We start from the raw sequence: 16,816 nt of genomic DNA on the forward strand, positions 1-16,816 counted from the left end.
CTGCTTATGATGCGATGATAGCAAAATTAAACAACACATCATCAATGTTTACACAAATGACGGAATCGGAAAATAATAACAACTAGTTCTGTAAAAACATTAAACAAAACATTGAAAATGTCGATGTATAGGGATATACAAAGAGACTAAAAATAGTTACTTAGCGAAAAAGGATTTGATATGTATGGTAATGTAGCTCATAATATTTATGTACAAAACAATGTAGGGATAGAATCTCCTGCAAAGCTTATTGAGATGTTGTATGAAGGGGTGCTTCGTTTTAACGCTCAGGCTAAAAAGGCTATGAATGATGGAGATATTGAAAAGAGAGTTTATTGGATAAATCGCTCTGTCGCTATTATTTCAGAGCTAATAGCTACTCTAGATTATAATCATGGTCGTGTGGCAAAATATTTAGAGGGGTTATATAGCTATGAGATTCAGCTTCTCAATATAGCCAACATTCAAAAAGATACTGCTAAACTTGATGAGGTTAGCAATGTTTTTAAGGGCCTGCTAGAAGCGTGGAGAGAGAACACAAATGTGGCTAAATAAGTTAAAAATAGCGATAATAGAAAAAAATACAAACTCTTTGGATGCTTTACTACAAAATGTTCCTCAGCTAGAGAGTAGAAAAGAGATAGAAGAAGCAGTTTATCTCTTAAAAGAGGCTACTTATATGGTTGAGACTCTAAAGCAAAACACATCAGACTCAATGAAGCAGATTAGAAAAAATCTTGATTTTTTGCGCTCTATGGATACTCCTGTCTCTAAAAGATTTGATATAAGGTCATAACCTTTTTTTACTTATTCCAAAATTCAGACTTCTTATGGTGTACTCACTTACAACCGCACCTTTTCTCATGCTAAGTATATGCTCTACTGCATCGGCAATATCTGAAGCTAGAAGTCGTTCATTTTCATCTTTGCTCGTCTCAAATCTTAGTTCGTTATAAAAACTGCTCTGCGTCATATCCGGATTGATGTTTGTAACACTTAAGCCACTTTTCCTTGTCTCTTCAAATAAGGAGTCGCCAAATGCCCTTAAACCAGCTTTAGTAGCACTGTAAACTCCAGCAAACTTACTTGCTCTAAGAGCCTCAATGGAGTTTATATTTATAAGATAACCATTACTTTTTTTAAGATTTCTAAGTAGCGCATTTGTTAGAAGCATAGGAGCGGTAAGATTTAGAAAAACCATATCCGTGATTGTTTTGCTGCTTAGCTCTTCATGTGGCTCAAATCTGCCAAATCCTGCGCAGTTTATTAACATGTAGATATTTTCATCTGCTATTTTCTTACATGTCAATAGGGTTGATGTTTCATCTGCTAAGTCAGCTTGAAGTAGAGTGAAGTTTTCGCTCTGAAAATCCTCTTTTTTTACGCTTCTGCTAATGCCTATTACGTTATAGCCCAGCAGTAACAATCTTTTTGCTATCTCTTTACCAATTCCGCTGCTAGCACCGGTCACTACAACTTTTCTCAATTTTTAACCTCTTTGATAACGTGCTCTATTACATCAAAAATCAACTTTTTAGTTCCATCTTTTGTAACTATGTTTGGCTCAAAATGATCACTTACTACTTTATAGATATAACGGTTCTCAATGTAAGTAGTAGCTTCGCAAAAGCCATAAGACTCCATATCAACTATCTCATCAAGACTTTTTGAAGCCTCTGAGTCTTTGCATGTTAATGTGCATAAAGGATTGTTGCCAACTATATGCTCTTTATCTCTATATATAACGCGACCTACTTTTATAAGTTCCCCGATTTTGTACTTTCTACTCGCACCGCAAATCCCGATATTTATAAAGATATCATCTTTTGAAGGTTTAAAGTTTTTTATAAGCGCGTCTGTTGCCTCTTTGGCATTATTAATACCTACACCGCTAAGAATTACTCTCAACTCTCTAGAGCTAAAGAGAGTAAATTTATCACACTTCCCTTTTAGCAGCTTATATTTATCAATAAATGCTTGTATTTCAGGTTTTAATGCAGTTACAATATACAACATGCAATATTGTACCAAAATAAAATATTAAGAGAAGAAGATTATGCCTATTTTATATGCCGATTACTCAAATATAAATTATGAAGAAATGGCACTTAGTATAGGAGTAAAATCTAAACATATCCCCGCTATCATCAAAAGTTTTTTTGAGGAGACAAATACAACACTAAAGGCTCTTGAAGAGGCAATAAAGCTTATGGATTATGATAAAATAAAATCACTAGCTCATGCAATAAAAGGGAGTTCGGGAAATATTAAATTTAACGAAATTTTTGAGATGGCAAAAGAGATGGAGCAAGAAGCCACTAAAAAGAGTATAAATTTTGACTATGCAGGTTACATGAGGGCTATAAAAAAGAGTATAAGCACAATAGCTCTATAAACATTTTGTTTAATTTATCTTTTTAGGATATAATTCGGCGCTTCCCTTTAGACCTGTGCAATGGTGCTTTGAGATATTGTGTCAGGGTAGGAATACAGCAGCACGCCTTAGAGTGTTATGTGCCGCAGGTATCTGGGGGGAAGTCTTTCTATCATTTTTTTAAAAATATCAATCTTTTCTATGTTTAGAAATTCCACACGCCTGATTTGGTTTTGGCGGATTTTCTTTTAGATAAACTAAATCATCTAGAGTCTGCTTTAAAACTCTTTTTTGTTGAAGCAACGGCAACATTCGATTATCTTTTTCATTCATAGGTAAGCTCATATCAGCAAGGATTGCCTCCACCTCTTTATCTAGCTCTTGTAGTGCATTATTTATATGTTTAATAGAATTCATGCCAAGAGTATAGCAAAAATTAAAGATATTTGGGTATAATCTCGCTCTCAAAGTACATTTTGTACTCTTAAGAGAATTTTACAAAGGAGTTTCGATGCCAAAGATGAAATCGGTAAAAGGCGCTGTAAAGCGTTTTAAAGTTAAGAAAAACGGCACTGTTAAACGTGGTACAGCGTTTAGAAGCCATATTTTAACAAAACAAGATTCAGATACTCGCTCAAAGCAAAACAAACCAAAAATTGTTTCAAAAGCTGATGAAAAAAATGTTAAGGCTATGATTAACTAGTAAATAGTTGATTGTTAAATCTCCAGCCGCATAGCAATATAGTAGCTGGGCAAGACCACGTCAGATGTGGCACCTTGAACGCATAAATAGCGTCTGGGTAAAGAGAAAAGGAAATAAAATGCCAAGAGTAAAAACAGGTGTTGTTCGTAGAAGAAGACACAAAAAGATATTAAAACTTGCAAAAGGTTTTTATAGCGGACGTCGTAAGCACTTCCGTAAAGCAAAAGAGCAGCTAGAGCGCTCAATGTACTATACATTCCGTGACCGTAAGCAGAAAAAACGTGATTTCCGCAAACTATGGATTATCCGTATCAATGCTGCATGTCGTCTTAACGGAATGAACTATTCAACATTTATGAACGGTATTCACAAAAGTGGCATCGAGCTTGACCGTAAAGTTCTTGCTGATATGGCTATGAATGATGCAGCGGCATTTAGTGCAGTTGCAGAAGCTTCAAAAGCAGCATTAGCAAAATAGATTCAAAAGTTAAGTGTGACTTCTGTTGCACTTAACTCTAGATTCTGTGTAAAAAAAGTACGCTATTTCCCTGTGAATTATAATAGACTCCGAGTGAAGATTGCTTAGAGATATAAACCCCTCTGCCGTTAAAGTTATTTTTTTCTTTAAATATCCCGCGTAATATATTAGTATTAAAACCACTTCCATCATCTTTTATAGTAGTCGCCACATATTTATAAGAGTTGTACTCAATTACAAATAGGTTTACGGTTATTTGCTTATCACACTCTTTTTGCATCTTCTCAAGCGTGGTAAAATAGATATCTTCACTTAAGAGTCTATGTTTTGCCTCTGTATTTAAGCCGAGACTTCCATGTTCATAAGCATTCATAAATAGCTCTGAAAATACAATACCTGCACTATAAGAGAGTTTATGATTGTTTGTCATATTTGTCCACAAATCAGTATACCAATCGTTAGCATCCTCTACATCGGCTAAAGTACTTTTAAAGCTTTTTGTTGCAATTTTTTTATCCTTTGACAAAGTCAATTGATTTATAAAAATAAAAGTCATATCGTCCTCTTGAGTCTCTATCCTATAGAGAATCTTCTCTATAAGCTCATTTTTCGTAAAAGAAGATAAAAAGTCATCTTCTATAAAACTGGCATACAACTTTGTCTCATCTCTAGTGCTATTTTCTGTCACCCCATCGCTGTAAAAAAGAAATTTTGTAATATTTGAGATATCCATATGCGATATTGCAAAAGTAGTTCTATATTTACATATAGGCGGGTTATTTGATTTTATTTTTATTATCTTGTTGTTAATGGATTGTGCAAGCGAAGGGGGCATTGCAAATTTTGCAAACTCCATTGATTTTGTTGCGTAGTTAATGACAATAAAATCCATAGAAAAAGCCTCTTCATCAAGTAATATAGGTTTTATATACTCCAAGGAGGAGTCTATTATACTTTCTAAAGAAAATTTAGCACCTACTTTGTCTACTAAGTGATTTATATAAGATGTCATTAGCATAGAGCTAAGTGAAGCAGATAACCCTTTGTCCATTCCGTCAATAATGAAGTAAAATGTTGTGTTGTCATCTATTTTTCTTGCGCTATATGCATCTCCGCTTAATACATCAAGCGGCTTATAAAAGAAGTCTATAAGCGTTGTGTGCTTGTTTTGTAGCATCTGGTAGTAGAAATCATTTCTTACGATATTGAGCTCTTTAGAAAAGGCAAGATCTTCTTGATAGGAGTTGTACTTCTCCCTCTTCTCAAGCTCCTTTATCTTTTTTTCTCTTTGTTCTTTTAGGTAGTTGTTAGCAATAAGAAGCTTAGTGACATTTTGAATTGATTGCATCACCTCTGAGGATATAATGGGTTTTTTTAAAAAATTATTTACATTTAGTTGAAGTGCTTGAACAATGACATCTACATCTGTGATAGCAGACACAAGAATAATAGGAATCTCTTTATCCCTACTTCTTATCTTTTTTATCATCTCTATGCCGTTTAGAAGAGGCATGTCATAATCCGCGATTATAAGGTCTATTTTTTCATGACAAAATTTTTGATACCCATCTTCTCCGTCATAGGCAAAGATAATATCTTTTACCAAATCTTCAAATAAGGAGTTATATAGAAGCTGTGTTGTTTTGCTATCCTCGACACATAAGAGTGTCAAAGATTTTAAATACTTTAAAATTGAGCCGCCTATATTGCTTTGCATTAAATTTTAAATTTACTTAATTCGCTTTGTAGTTTATTCGCATCGCTATCTAGTTTGGTAGCTGCATTGTCAACTAGGCTTCTGTGCTCTGTGTTTCTTTTTGAAATCTCTATAATCTCATCCATATCTCGGATAAGCTCTTTTGTTTTAGTTGCAATGTATGTACTTTGATACATAACGTCGCTTGACTTATCTGTTGTAACAGAGAGGTTCTCTTTGGTAGTCTGAGAAGATGATATTAAATCTTGCGCAGAGTCTGCAATATTGCTCATGTTTTGCGATGCTCTATGGGTCTCTTCAGATATCTCTACAACGTTTTGGGTTATTAGATTAACATTTGCACTAATCTCGCCAAGACTTTTTTGTGTTCTCTCTGCAAGTTTTCTTACTTCATCTGCAACAACAGCAAATCCTCTCCCATGCTCGCCGGCGCGTGCTGCTTCTATAGCGGCATTAAGTGCTAGAAGGTTTGTCTGATCGGCAATATCTGAAATAATAGCCAAGACATCTTTTATATTTTTAGCTTGCTCTGTAAGCGAGGAGACTTTTTGGACGAAATCTTGTTGATTTTGATTTCCCTCTTCTATGGCGACAACTACGGAGTTGAGTTTGTCGATAAAACCGTCCAATACTCCAAAGGTCTGTTTTAAATCCTCAGTAACTGTAATAGATGCCTCTTCTATAGCATCAAGCCTCTCGCCCACTTCTGTTACAAGGACATTGATATTAGAGATTTTAATATCTGCTACCTCACCGTTTTTTGTAAGTTCATCAACTATACCGTTTAAGACTTTGCTCTCTTTTGATGTCATATTTGAAACATTTTTTGCCTGCAGTACACTCTCTTTAAAAGCTACTACCATTTTATGAAGCGCTCTTGATATTTGCGAAATCTCATCTTTTCCTTCGACAATAACATCACATGTTAAGTCGAGATTATCAGAGACACACTCTATTTTCTCTAAAGAGCTACGTACACTCTTATTTACTCTTGTGCTAACAATAAGTATTATTAAAAATATCATAATAGCAAACAAAGAGTATCCGATCAGAGTTATAAGAGCGCTTCTATTTTGTTCGGATTCAATTTGATCAAGAAGAATACTATTTTGTTTTGCCAGTTCATCGTCAACCTCTTTTAGAAGATTGATTTTGTTGGTTATAGTCTTAAACCATAAAACACTATCTACACCAAAATTGCCCTCTATCGCTTTTTCTCTTGCAATTGCGCGCATTTTATTGACATCATCTATGACAGGAGAGCTCATCTTTTGCTCATAAAGAGTTTTTGAACTCTCAGTTGCCATTGAAAAGTAAGAGTCAAGATATGCATCTTGTTCGGCAACAAGAGTAATCCATTTTGCAAATACGCCATCTGCAAATTGACCGGCTGCAAAGGTTCCGCTTAACACGGCTCTCTCAATTCCTGCGCGCTCTTTAGACTTTAAAAAATTTGTATAAGAGTCGAGTGCTTTAACTAGCTCATGAGTATTTGCTAACTTTGCAGTAAGTGAGACAATATTTAAAATCTTTTTATTCATATTTGTATAATAAGCTACAGCTTCACCCACGCTGATTGAGAGAGAATCTACTTGTGAACGTATATTAGATATTTTATCCATATCTAAACTAAAAGCAGAAATCTCTTCACTAAGCTCTTTTGGAAAAGAGTCTAAGTCAAGTGTTTTTAAATACTCTGTCAGATTTCTGTTCTCTTTTGTAGTATCCACCCTCTGTTTTGGTAAGATGTCACTAAATTTCTCACCTCTAGAGCCTATAAAACCTGCACTTGCACCCCTCTCTTTTTGCGTTTCATGAATAACAAGACTTAGTTTTTGAGAAAGAGTGTTAAGCTCTTTTGCTTGATTGATAATAGCATTGTTTGTCAACGCCTTACTAAGCGTAAAGGCTATTATTACAAGAGCAAACGAGACTACGATTGTAGTTATAAGATTTAGTTTAAACTTAATTGTCATTAGGACCCCTTTTAGCTTTAAAAATTGAGACTAGATTAAGGTCGTCTAAAAGCGATAACAACTGCTCATTTCCAACTTGCATTTGAAGGTCTATATTGTCTTTTAAAACGAGTTTGTTCAAGTATCCTATAACCGAGGATGTAATAGAGAGAGAGTCTAATATTTTAATCTTTACATGTTTATGTTGAGCAACTATGCCATCGAGCATACGCTTAATGTTCTCAAAGTCACTAATACTTTTAATATTGCCGCTAATTATAAGAGCATTTGAAGATACTTTTAGTTCCATTACAATACCTTATTTCCTCATATTTAGTAGCAGTTTATAATGAATAGAATTAAAGTTAGCTAAAATCAGTTATATTTCTTAACCAATCCTTAATTTTTTTTTCATATCCAATATCTTTTAGTTCAACTAAGTTTAACTCTTTAGTAAGGTAGTGTTGCTTCACATAACCACCAAAATCATGAGGATAGAGATACCCTTCGTTACGTTGTGTTATATTTTTTGGTATATCAAGCATCACACCCTCCTTAACTAACTTCTGCGCTTTGTTTATTGCCATATACGCCGAGTTTGATTTAGGGGAAGATGCCAGATAAATAGCTGTCTGCGCCAAAATAATTCTGGCTTCCGGATAGCCGATTTTTGATACACTTGTTAAAGCGGAGGTTGCAAGTGTAAGAGCTTGTGGATTTGCATTGCCGATATCTTCGCTTGCAAGAATGACAAGTCGTCTTGCTATAAAATCTGCACTCTCGCCACCCTCAATCAGACGAGCTAGATAGTAGATGGCGGCATCCATGTCTGAGCCTCTGATGGATTTAATCAGAGCGCTTGTCAGGTCATAATGAACACCAGCTTCACTACTTCCAGCACTTAGAGCATTTGGACGGAGTGACTTTAAAATATCAAGAGTTACATGAGGCGCTATATTTGATGCAAACTCAAGCAGTTTAAGCATCGCTCTTGCATCCCCGCCGCTACTGTTTACTAGGTACTCTTCCGCATCTTTATCACATGTGAGTGAAGCATTTGCGAGAGCTTTTTGCAGCAACTCTTCAAGCGCTTTGTTTGTTATATAGTATAGTTCAAATAACATTGAGCGGGAGCGGATTGCAGAAGTAAGTGAAAAAAACGGGTTCTCGGTTGATGCCCCGATAATTAAAACAGAGTTACTCTCCATAACGGGAAGTAGAACTTCTTGCTGATTTTTGGCTAAGCGATGCACTTCGTCTATAAAAATCAGAGGTCTTTGTAGTGTGTTTTTGTAGGTGTCAAAAATCTTTCTTAGTTGCTCAATTTTGATGCTAGTGGCGTTAAACTCATAAAAAGGTAAACTCATCACTTTGGCTATAACTCTTGCAATAGATGTTTTCCCGCATCCGGCAGGACCAAAAAAGAAGCTGTGTCCTAGAGTATTTTTTTCACACAACACCCTAAGAGGTGCTTCTTTAGCGCTCAAATGAGCTTGTCCGAGGATTTCATCAAAAGATTGAGGGCGCAAAAGATGTGTAAAATCAGCCAATTTTACCTCTTCTTCTGCTTTTGAGAAAAAGCTCTTTTTTCGCCGTGCTTACTTAACTCTCTAAGCTCTTTTTGTTCTGATTTTTTCTCATCTTTTAAAAATTTAGATAGAGCCGAGTACTCGCTGCGGCTTAAAAATCTAACCTTTCCCTCTGGAAGATTATTAAGCTCTATCTCTGCAAAACTGATTCTCTTAAGGTCTGCTATTTCTGCGCCAAAATGTGCAAAAAAGCGTCTAAGTTCACGGTTTTTACCCTCACTTAAAGCCACTTTTAGGATTGAGTAGTTTGCTTGATTTTTTTGGATTTTATACCCTATAAAAGGCTTAAACTCCATTTTTGTAATTTTTGAGTGTGTGTGCCCACCTGCAGATGCATCATCAAGCGTCATTCCTTTAAGCATAGCATCTTCCATATCCGGAGTAACTTCGCCTTTTATCTTAATCTTGTAGATTCTCTCTAAGTTTGATTCCATTAGAGCCGATGCCACTTTAGAAGCATCGGTTAGAAGAAGCAGACCCTCTGAGGCGTAGTCAAGTCTTCCGACTGGAATGTAGTGTTTGTACTCTTTGCTTAGAGTGTCATAGATAGTCCTTCTGCCCTTTGGGTCGCTTTTTGTTACTAATTCGCCCTTTGGTTTATTGTAAACAATAACAGTATATTTATCTCTAGGGCTCACCTGTTTTCCGCTTACATAGACGATGCTTATCCCCTCTGTTACATCTGTGGCAGGATTTGTCTCAATCTCTCCATCAACTCTTACATAACCCTCTTTAATCGCTTTGTCAGCCTCTCTTCTTGAGTAGCTTGAGTGATGTGCAATGTATTTATTTAATCTCACGATATACCTTTTTCAACCAAAGTATGGATGTGGAGCACGCCCTTTACTTTTTTATTTTTATCAGTTACAACTAAAAGCTGTATCTTCATCTCCTCTATAATAACGAGTGCTTGGCTTGCAAGTATATTTTCATCATCTACTGTTTTTGGGTTTAGGGTTGCATACTTTAAGACATTATCTTCAAGTGAAAAGTCTTTATTCATAAGGGCTCTTCTAATGTCACCGTCACTAATAAGCCCAATAAGCTTGTCAAATTCATCACAAACCAAAACATTACCAAGCCTACCTTCGCTGATTTTTATAATAGCATCTTTGAGTTTTGTATCTGCCATAATAATTGGCAAATCTTTTGTTCTCATCAGATCTTTAACTTTTACAAACAGCTGTTTTCCCAAAGCTCCACCGGGATGAAATGATGCAAAATCACTCTTTTTGAAGTTTTTTGCCTTCATAAGACATACTGCAAGTGCGTCACCAAGAGCAAGGGTTAGTGTTGTAGAGCTTGTCGGCGCAATATTAAGAGGGCAAGCTTCTTTCTCAACAACGACATCAATAACCAAATCGCTATATCTTCCAAGTGTTGAGTTTTTATCTCTAGTCATGCCGATAAGCGGAGTATCAAATCTCTTTATATGCGGAAGGATAGAGCTTAACTCCTCGCTCTCTCCGCTATAGCTAATGGCTAGAACAACATCATCCTTGCTTATCATTCCCAAATCACCATGGAGCGCTTCTGTGGGGTGCAGAAAAAAACTAGGAGTTCCGGTAGATGCGAATGTTGCAGCCATCTTTGCGCCTATTAATCCTGATTTTCCCACGCCGGTAACTATGAGTTTTCCTCTGCATGCAAGGATGATTTCAACCGCTTTGTCAAACACATCACCTATTTCTTGGGCGCTGTTTAAGAGCGTTTGGGCTTCTATTTTTAAAGTTTCTTGTGCTATTTGTCTGTAATTCATGATGCAATTATACCCTTTTTGGGTATAAATTGCGCAGGAGGAAGGATATTTAATTAATATCGGGTTTTGGAGTTTTAGAAGTTGATGCAGGTAGTTGAGGAAGTATAATGTCCGCTTTTCTACCATCAAGTGCTTTTAGAAACTCCTCAATTGAAGCAGCCTCTTTGTCACTTATATCTGCACCGAGTTGGATGCGCCCCATCTCTTTAATCGCATCTTTTAACTCCCATATTTGACCATTATGAAAGTATGGTGCAGTTTGAGTGATGTTTCTTAGAGTAGGTACTTTTACCATTCCGTTTTTGTCACCTCTGAAGTCACCCACATTTTGGTACTTATATGTTCCTGTGATGTTAAATACGTTCATCTTTCCGCCAAGAGCTATGTCATTATGACAAGTAGTACACCCTTTGTCTATAAAAGTTTTAAGACCATCTTTTTGTGCTTTTGTCAAAGCGTCCTCTTTACCATTTAAAAAATCATCATATGCTGATGGAGTAACTAGTGTTCTCTCAAACGTTGCTATTGTATCTGCTACTTTTGCAAATGTTATCTTTACATCTTTGCCGTACGCAACTTTAAAATCTTCTACATACTCAGGCATAGAGGTAACGGTTGCTACTACATGTTCAGGTGTTGCAGACATCTCCGGAGCAGCTTGTATCGGACCTTGTGCTTGTGCTTCTAGGTGTGGATCGCGACCATCCCAAAATTGAGAAGTAAAAAATACAGCATTATAGACTGTAGGGGAGTTTAGGTGGTGTGGGTTTGCAGTCCATAAATGTCCTATAGCAGCAGGAATCCCGTCATCACCGCCCTCACTAAGGTTGTGGCAGCTGTTACAGCTTATAAAGCCACTCTTTGATAACCTTGGGTCAAAATAGAGTTTTTTACCAAGCTCGACTTTTTCAGGAGTAATTGGGTTTTTTGGATTATCGATAAGCTTCAAGAGCTCTTTTTCGTCGCTAGGTATCGGTTTTAAACCGGCTTTTTTTGCATCAACTAACAAATCAGAGGCTAAAAGAGATGAAGCTGCAATTGCAACAGTTAATAAAATTTTAGTGTACATTGGGAGTTCCTTTTTTTGCTATAGAATTTGTCACAAATCTTACATTCATTTTGCTTAATTTTGTATAACAAGCTTATATTATCAATATATTTAGATACAAGACAAGCAGAGAAACAGCCTTTATTTATTAGAGATAAGATATAATAATTTCCAAACTTTTTAGAGGGAAAAAAATGAGAGATAAACTAGGAAAATATGTAAGCAGTATTAACACACTTAAAGTTGAGGAGAGAGTGCTGTTTTTCAACACTCTAATTTTAGCAGAAGAGGGTGCAGGTAAAACAAACCTTGCATGCAGGATAAGAAACTTTATAATCGACAGCAATGTTTCAACACTCTATCTCGATTTTTCCAACTCAGATATAGACGAGATAGAACTTAGATATAAAGACGAACATTTTAATTACATAAGATTTAGTGAAGAGGAAGAGTTTTTAGAAGAGTTCAATAAGTTAGTTGATGAGAAAAAACATATATATATGGCAGTTGATCCTGCTTACTTTTCAAACAAAAGGGATATAAAAAGTAAGTTGACGGAGACTCTTCAGATAAAAGGGCTTTTAGAAAATTATTACTACTTTTTTCACGATATTGAAAATTTAAACGGTTTTTACACAAAATTTGAAGATTTCTTGCTTTACATGCTGAACTTCTTAAATCTAAAAAAATATGGACTCACATTTTTGGCTCAACCGCACAGTACCTTTGAGAGTCCGCAAATAAAACTGCTATTTACATTTTTATATCTTGGAAGATGTTCAAACTTTGAGTACTTTAATACGTCAAATTTGAAAAAATTACCAAAAAACAGATTTTTTTATCAGTATAGAACCGACTATCATACTCTTTTGTTCAATGATATAAAAAGCAATATAGTCGAGATTGATGAGTATGTAATTGATGAGTAGAGATGCAGAAACTTTTTGATGAGGTAGCATCTTTAGATAAAAGATGTTATGAGGAGTTTTTTTTAAACGAAGATATACTTATGGAGCATGCCGCTAACGGTATGGCTGAGTATATTCGTAACAATTTTAAAAAAAAATCAAAAGTTATCGTTGTTTGTGGAAGCGGCAATAATGGAGCTGACGGAATTGCGCTTGCAAGGCTTCTGCATGCAGATTACGATGCCTATGTTTATTATGCAAAAAAACCCTCTTCAAAAATGGCTCTTTTACAACAAAAACGCGCTATTAGTGTAGGCGTAAAAGAGTGCAGTAGACTTCAAGAGTGTGATGTTTTAGTTGATGCTATTGTCGGCACCGGTTTTGATGGTAAATTTAGCGCAGAGCTAACAAACTTAATCGATGAGATGAACTCCATAGAGGCTTTTAAGATAGCGTGTGATATTCCCTCAGGTTATAAATTTCTAGCAGATGTAACCCTTACCATGGGCGCTTTAAAAAAAGCTATGTTTCTTGATACGGCAAAAGAGTTTGTAGGCGAAGTAAAAGTTTTAGACTTGGGCATCTCAAGAGAAGTTTATGAAAAACAGAGTAACTGGAATCTGCTTGATTTGGATGATTTAAAACTTCCAAAAAGAGTTAAAAAAGATTCTCATAAAGGTAGTTACGGACATTTGGCAGTTGTATGCGGAGAGAAAAGCGGAGCGAGCATAATGAGCGCACTCTCCGCATTAAAGTTTGGAAGCGGCTTGGTTACTCTTGTAGGGTTTGAAAAGATTGAGATTCCGCACTCTTTGATGTACTCGCATGAAGTACCGATAAATGCAACTGCATTAGCTTTAGGAATGGGACTAGGAAGAGAGTTTAGTACTATAGAGTTAGAGAAGTTTTTGGATAATAAGCTCCCCCTTATTGTCGATGCTGACATTTTTAATATGGATATAGTTTTGGCTATTTTAAAGAGAGAAAAGGTAGTTATAACCCCTCATGCAAAGGAGTTTGTATCTCTTTTAAAAATAGTAAATTTAGCTGATATAACAGTAGAAGAGTTACAAAAAAATCGTTTTTATTATGCAGAGATGTTTTGTGAAAAGTTTCCATATGTAACGCTGCTCTTAAAAGGGGCAAATGTAATAGTTGCACAAGATAGTAATTTCTATATAAATCCTCATGGGACGCAGGCTCTGGCAAAAGGTGGAAGCGGGGATGTTTTAAGCGGTCTTATAGGCTCGCTTCTGGCTCAAGGGCATGAGCCGCTTGATGCTGCTCTAAACGGCTCTTTAGCACATGTAAGAGTTGCACTAAATTATAGTGGAGCTGATTTTTCACTAACACCGGATGATTTGATAGAGGGGATATGCAAACTATAAGATTGCATATGTTATAAAACTGCAATTTAAAAAAGAGGTAGTAAGATTATGGATAATATTTTAAAAATAGGGAAGTATGAACTCGGCTCTCGACTTATTGTCGGAAGTGGAAAATATAAAGATTTTCAAACAACAAAAGAGGCGACACTTGCAAGTGGAAGTGAACTTATTACAGTTGCTGTTCGTCGCCTAAACATTACGGATCCGGATAAAGAGAATTTACGCGATACATTTAAAGATACAAACGTTAAGTTTTTACCAAACTCTGCTGGGTGTGTAACAGCAGAAGAAGCAATTACTACTTTTAGACTTACGCGTGAAGCAACTGGGATTGATTTGATTAAACTAGAAGTTATCGGAGATACTCAAAAGACTCTTTATCCTGATGTTATAGAGACCATCAAAGCTTGTGAAATATTAGCACGTGAGGGGTTTACAATAATGGCATATACTTCGGATGACCCTATTATGGCAAAGAGACTTGAGGATGCAGGTGCGCATGCCATCATGCCTCTTGCAGCACCGATAGGCAGCGGTCTTGGGATTCAAAATCCTTACAATATCGTATTTATTCGTGAAGCGGTAAGTGTTCCCGTAATCGTTGATGCCGGAATAGGGTGTGCTAGTGATGCCGCTTATGCCATGGAACTTGGGGCAGAGGGAGTTTTGACAAACAGTGCTATAGCTGGGGCAAAGGATCCTATGATGATGGCAGAAGCTATGAAACATGCAGTTATCTCAGGGCGCATGAGTTATCTTGCAGGAAGAATTCCGAAAAAACCTTACGCAACCGCATCCTCTCCTATTGATGGATTGATACAGTTTTAAATCTCAATATTTTTTGAAAGATGGGTCATGAGCAAAAGTTGACCCATCCCCTCAAAAAATCTCTCTACTCCCATACCTTTACTCTTTAGAGACTTTTTTAAGGCAGTTAAAAAAAGTTGTTGTGACTCATCCGAAGCCATCATAAACGTATCTAAAATATATCTAAACGATAGTGTATGGAGTTTACCGTTTACTTCAAAGTCAATCTCAGAATCTAGATTTACATTGTGTTTTTCTAAAAAACTTATACACTCTTTTTTAGCTCTACTCATCTTATAGCCTCATTATCAAGTTCACCGCTTTTAAGTTTTTTCAGATAAACATCTAGCTGTTTTTTTACCTCACCGCTGAGGATAAAAAGCCCAAGTATATTAGGTAGCGCCATGGCAAGAAGAAGCATAAAACTAAAATCTACCAATAAGCTAGTACTTACAACCGTTCCTATAATAGTTAAAGACAAAAACATTATTTTATAAATAATTGAGAATTTTGAACCAAAAAGATAGACCCACGCACGCTCACCGTAGTATGACCAAGAGATCATAGTAGAAAATGCAAAAAGAGTGATGCTTACAGATAAAATTACCGGAAACCAATCAATAACAGTACCATAAGCAGCGCTTGTTAACGCGGCACCCTCTTTTGCCTCTATAAGAGCTGCATAAGCTCCGTCATGTGCATAAACTCCGGTTATTACAATAACGAGTGCTGTCATGGTACATATAACTATAGTATCTATAAATGGCTCATATAGAGCGACAAGCCCTTGTCTTACAGGGTATTTTGTTTTAACAGGCGCGTGCGCAACCGGCGAGGAGCCTATGCCTGCTTCACTGGAGAAAACTGCTCTTTGAAACCCTTGTATAAGCGAACCGATAGCACCGCCATAAACGGCACTAGTTGAAAAAGCTTCTGTAAGTATAATAGTAAAAGCATCATCTATTTTTTCATAATGAACACCTAAAATCCATAAAGATGCAAAGATATATATGATAGCCATTACAGGTACAAGTGTTTCGGTAATGCGGGCGATTCTTGTAACTCCACCGATGATAACAAAGCCGACTAAAGATGCGATAATAATGCCAAAAGCTATTGGAAACTCTTCAAAAAACGGTATCTCCTGAGACATTGCACTTAAAGCTTGAGATACTTGGAATGTGTTTCCACCGCCGATTGCACCTCCAATCATAAATACGGCAAAGACTACTGCTAATACTTTACCGAATTTTGCATAACCCTTTTTTGCCAAGCCTTTAGATAGATACTCCATGGCACCGCCCATCACTGTACCGTCTTTTAAAAATTCTCTGTATTGAAGAGATAGAGTAACTTCTGTAAACTTAAGGCTCATTCCTAAAAAACCGGCTACTATCATCCAAAATGTAGCTCCCGGACCGCCGATAGCAACGGCAAGAGCAACGCCTGCTATATTTCCGAGTCCGACAGTTGCACTAAGTGCAGTTGTAAGAGCACCAAAAGATGAAATCTGCCCCACATCATCAATAGTCCTATATCTGCCTCTTACAATATCAAAAGAGTGTTTAAGCATCCTTAGATTTATAAATTTTGTTAAAAATGTTAGATAAATACCGCCTGAAATAAGCCATATCACTAAAAATGGTAAGTTTACCCCGTCAACACTCCCAAATAAGATATCAAAAAAGAGAACAGTCTCTAAAAAAGAGTTGATACTACTAAAAATTTCACCCAAAACTAACCCTTTAGAACCAAAATTTTGTATTGTAACAAACTAATCTTAATCTCTTTTTGTACCACTCTTTTGAAAGTTTTTAAATATGCAAAAAATACTATTGACATTTTGAAAGTTATTGACTATAATTTCGCCTCATTAATCAGCTACAAGCGCTGTTTTAATGAAAGAAGTCGGGGTGTAGCTCAGTATGGTTAGAGTACTTGGTTTGGGACCAAGGGGCCGAAGGTTCGAGTCCTTTCACCCCGACCACTTTTATATTTAAAAAATTATGGTGAGATTAGCTCAGCTGGTTAGAGCACTGGTTTGTGGTGCCGGGGGTCGCGGGTTCGAATCCCGTATCTCACCCCATAAA

The 16,816-nt window shown here is 36.3% G+C and carries 20 protein-coding genes, 2 tRNA genes and 1 other RNA gene; 11 read left to right on the forward strand and 12 right to left on the reverse strand.

Annotated features, from left to right (window positions below):
• Positions 1-180 precede the first annotated feature (180 nt).
• Positions 181-555, forward strand: coding sequence for a flagellar export chaperone FliS (gene fliS / locus M0Q20_RS09070; protein WP_295060854.1), 375 nt, complete (start codon positions 181-183; stop codon positions 553-555).
• Positions 542-796, forward strand: coding sequence for a hypothetical protein (locus tag M0Q20_RS09075; protein WP_295060857.1), 255 nt, complete (start codon positions 542-544; stop codon positions 794-796). Before fliS ends, M0Q20_RS09075 begins: the two co-directional genes overlap by 14 nt.
• Here the strand turns inward: M0Q20_RS09075 and M0Q20_RS09080 are convergent.
• Positions 791-1,486: an SDR family NAD(P)-dependent oxidoreductase gene (locus tag M0Q20_RS09080; RefSeq protein ID WP_295060860.1), complete on the reverse strand. Its 696-nt coding sequence runs from the start codon at positions 1,484-1,486 to the stop codon at positions 791-793. The genes M0Q20_RS09075 and M0Q20_RS09080 overlap by 6 nt on opposite strands.
• Positions 1,483-2,016, reverse strand: coding sequence for a hypothetical protein (locus M0Q20_RS09085; RefSeq protein WP_295060863.1), 534 nt, complete (start codon positions 2,014-2,016; stop codon positions 1,483-1,485). The genes M0Q20_RS09080 and M0Q20_RS09085 overlap by 4 nt, the downstream gene beginning before the upstream one ends.
• 40 nt (positions 2,017-2,056) lie before the next feature.
• Here M0Q20_RS09085 and M0Q20_RS09090 point away from each other — a divergent pair, with 40 nt between their 5' ends.
• Together M0Q20_RS09090 and ffs are read left to right on the forward strand one after the other, a co-directional pair.
• Positions 2,057-2,395 carry an Hpt domain-containing protein gene (locus M0Q20_RS09090; protein WP_295060866.1) on the forward strand — a complete coding sequence of 113 codons (339 nt, stop codon included), beginning with the start codon at positions 2,057-2,059 and terminating at the stop codon, positions 2,393-2,395.
• Positions 2,396-2,439: 44 nt separating this feature from the next.
• An RNA gene (gene ffs / locus M0Q20_RS09095) (signal recognition particle sRNA small type) lies at positions 2,440-2,537 on the forward strand.
• Positions 2,538-2,563: 26 nt separating this feature from the next.
• Here the strand turns inward: ffs and M0Q20_RS09100 are convergent.
• Positions 2,564-2,791 (reverse strand): hypothetical protein, encoded by a 228-nt coding sequence (locus M0Q20_RS09100; RefSeq protein WP_295060869.1) that lies wholly within the window; start codon positions 2,789-2,791, stop codon positions 2,564-2,566.
• A 94-nt stretch (positions 2,792-2,885) separates the two neighbouring features.
• On the opposite strand from M0Q20_RS09100, the gene rpmI reads away from it, so the two are divergent.
• Positions 2,886-3,077: a 50S ribosomal protein L35 gene (gene rpmI / locus M0Q20_RS09105; RefSeq protein WP_295060872.1), complete on the forward strand. Its 192-nt coding sequence runs from the start codon at positions 2,886-2,888 to the stop codon at positions 3,075-3,077.
• A gap of 118 nt (positions 3,078-3,195) precedes the next feature.
• Positions 3,196-3,555 (forward strand): 50S ribosomal protein L20, encoded by a 360-nt coding sequence (gene rplT, locus M0Q20_RS09110; RefSeq protein ID WP_295060874.1) that lies wholly within the window; start codon positions 3,196-3,198, stop codon positions 3,553-3,555.
• Positions 3,556-3,592: 37 nt separating this feature from the next.
• On the opposite strand, the gene M0Q20_RS09115 is transcribed toward rplT, so the two are convergent.
• The 7 genes from M0Q20_RS09115 to M0Q20_RS09145 are packed head-to-tail and all read right to left on the reverse strand — an operon-like array spanning position 3,593 to position 11,644.
• Positions 3,593-5,272: a response regulator gene (locus M0Q20_RS09115; RefSeq protein WP_295060877.1), complete on the reverse strand. Its 1,680-nt coding sequence runs from the start codon at positions 5,270-5,272 to the stop codon at positions 3,593-3,595.
• Positions 5,272-7,248, reverse strand: coding sequence for a methyl-accepting chemotaxis protein (locus M0Q20_RS09120; protein WP_295060880.1), 1,977 nt, complete (start codon positions 7,246-7,248; stop codon positions 5,272-5,274). The genes M0Q20_RS09115 and M0Q20_RS09120 overlap by 1 nt, the downstream gene beginning before the upstream one ends.
• Positions 7,238-7,537 (reverse strand): hypothetical protein, encoded by a 300-nt coding sequence (locus M0Q20_RS09125; RefSeq protein ID WP_295060883.1) that lies wholly within the window; start codon positions 7,535-7,537, stop codon positions 7,238-7,240. The genes M0Q20_RS09120 and M0Q20_RS09125 overlap by 11 nt, the downstream gene beginning before the upstream one ends.
• Positions 7,538-7,592: 55 nt before the next feature.
• Positions 7,593-8,777 (reverse strand): replication-associated recombination protein A, encoded by a 1,185-nt coding sequence (locus M0Q20_RS09130; protein ID WP_295060886.1) that lies wholly within the window; start codon positions 8,775-8,777, stop codon positions 7,593-7,595.
• A gap of 2 nt (positions 8,778-8,779) precedes the next feature.
• Positions 8,780-9,616: a pseudouridine synthase gene (locus M0Q20_RS09135; protein ID WP_295060889.1), complete on the reverse strand. Its 837-nt coding sequence runs from the start codon at positions 9,614-9,616 to the stop codon at positions 8,780-8,782.
• Positions 9,613-10,575: a KpsF/GutQ family sugar-phosphate isomerase gene (locus tag M0Q20_RS09140; RefSeq protein ID WP_295060892.1), complete on the reverse strand. Its 963-nt coding sequence runs from the start codon at positions 10,573-10,575 to the stop codon at positions 9,613-9,615. The genes M0Q20_RS09135 and M0Q20_RS09140 overlap by 4 nt, the downstream gene beginning before the upstream one ends.
• A 49-nt stretch (positions 10,576-10,624) precedes the next feature.
• The gene (locus M0Q20_RS09145) at positions 10,625-11,644 is read right to left on the reverse strand and encodes a cytochrome-c peroxidase (RefSeq protein ID WP_295060895.1); all 1,020 of its coding nucleotides are present in this window, start codon (positions 11,642-11,644) and stop codon (positions 10,625-10,627) included.
• 173 nt (positions 11,645-11,817) lie between these two features.
• On the opposite strand from M0Q20_RS09145, the gene M0Q20_RS09150 reads away from it, so the two are divergent.
• From M0Q20_RS09150 to M0Q20_RS09160, 3 genes are read left to right on the forward strand one after another with little or no spacing between them, the layout of a single operon-like run.
• Complete coding sequence (locus M0Q20_RS09150) at positions 11,818-12,552, forward strand: ATP-binding protein (protein ID WP_295060898.1); 735 nt, start codon at positions 11,818-11,820, stop codon at positions 12,550-12,552.
• A gap of 2 nt (positions 12,553-12,554) precedes the next feature.
• On the forward strand, positions 12,555-13,919 hold the full coding sequence (locus M0Q20_RS09155; protein WP_295060900.1) for an NAD(P)H-hydrate dehydratase: 1,365 nt from the start codon (positions 12,555-12,557) through the stop codon (positions 13,917-13,919).
• 48 nt (positions 13,920-13,967) lie between these two features.
• Positions 13,968-14,747 (forward strand): thiazole synthase, encoded by a 780-nt coding sequence (locus M0Q20_RS09160; protein WP_295060903.1) that lies wholly within the window; start codon positions 13,968-13,970, stop codon positions 14,745-14,747.
• On the opposite strand, the gene M0Q20_RS09165 is transcribed toward M0Q20_RS09160, so the two are convergent.
• Positions 14,744-15,019 carry a hypothetical protein gene (locus M0Q20_RS09165; protein ID WP_295060905.1) on the reverse strand — a complete coding sequence of 92 codons (276 nt, stop codon included), beginning with the start codon at positions 15,017-15,019 and terminating at the stop codon, positions 14,744-14,746. The two genes, M0Q20_RS09160 and M0Q20_RS09165, sit on opposite strands and share 4 nt — an antisense overlap.
• Positions 15,016-16,461: a sodium:alanine symporter family protein gene (locus M0Q20_RS09170; RefSeq protein WP_295060907.1), complete on the reverse strand. Its 1,446-nt coding sequence runs from the start codon at positions 16,459-16,461 to the stop codon at positions 15,016-15,018. The genes M0Q20_RS09165 and M0Q20_RS09170 overlap by 4 nt, the downstream gene beginning before the upstream one ends.
• Before the next feature lie 174 nt (positions 16,462-16,635).
• Here M0Q20_RS09170 and M0Q20_RS09175 point away from each other — a divergent pair.
• Both M0Q20_RS09175 and M0Q20_RS09180 read left to right on the forward strand, forming a co-directional pair.
• Positions 16,636-16,713: transfer RNA gene (locus M0Q20_RS09175), tRNA-Pro, on the forward strand.
• A 22-nt stretch (positions 16,714-16,735) separates the two neighbouring features.
• Positions 16,736-16,812 (forward strand) — tRNA-His (locus tag M0Q20_RS09180).
• Positions 16,813-16,816: the final 4 nt, after the last annotated feature.

Origin of the sequence: Sulfurimonas sp. (assembly GCF_023229025.1) — a bacterium.
Classification (GTDB): domain Bacteria; phylum Campylobacterota; class Campylobacteria; order Campylobacterales; family Sulfurimonadaceae; genus Sulfurimonas.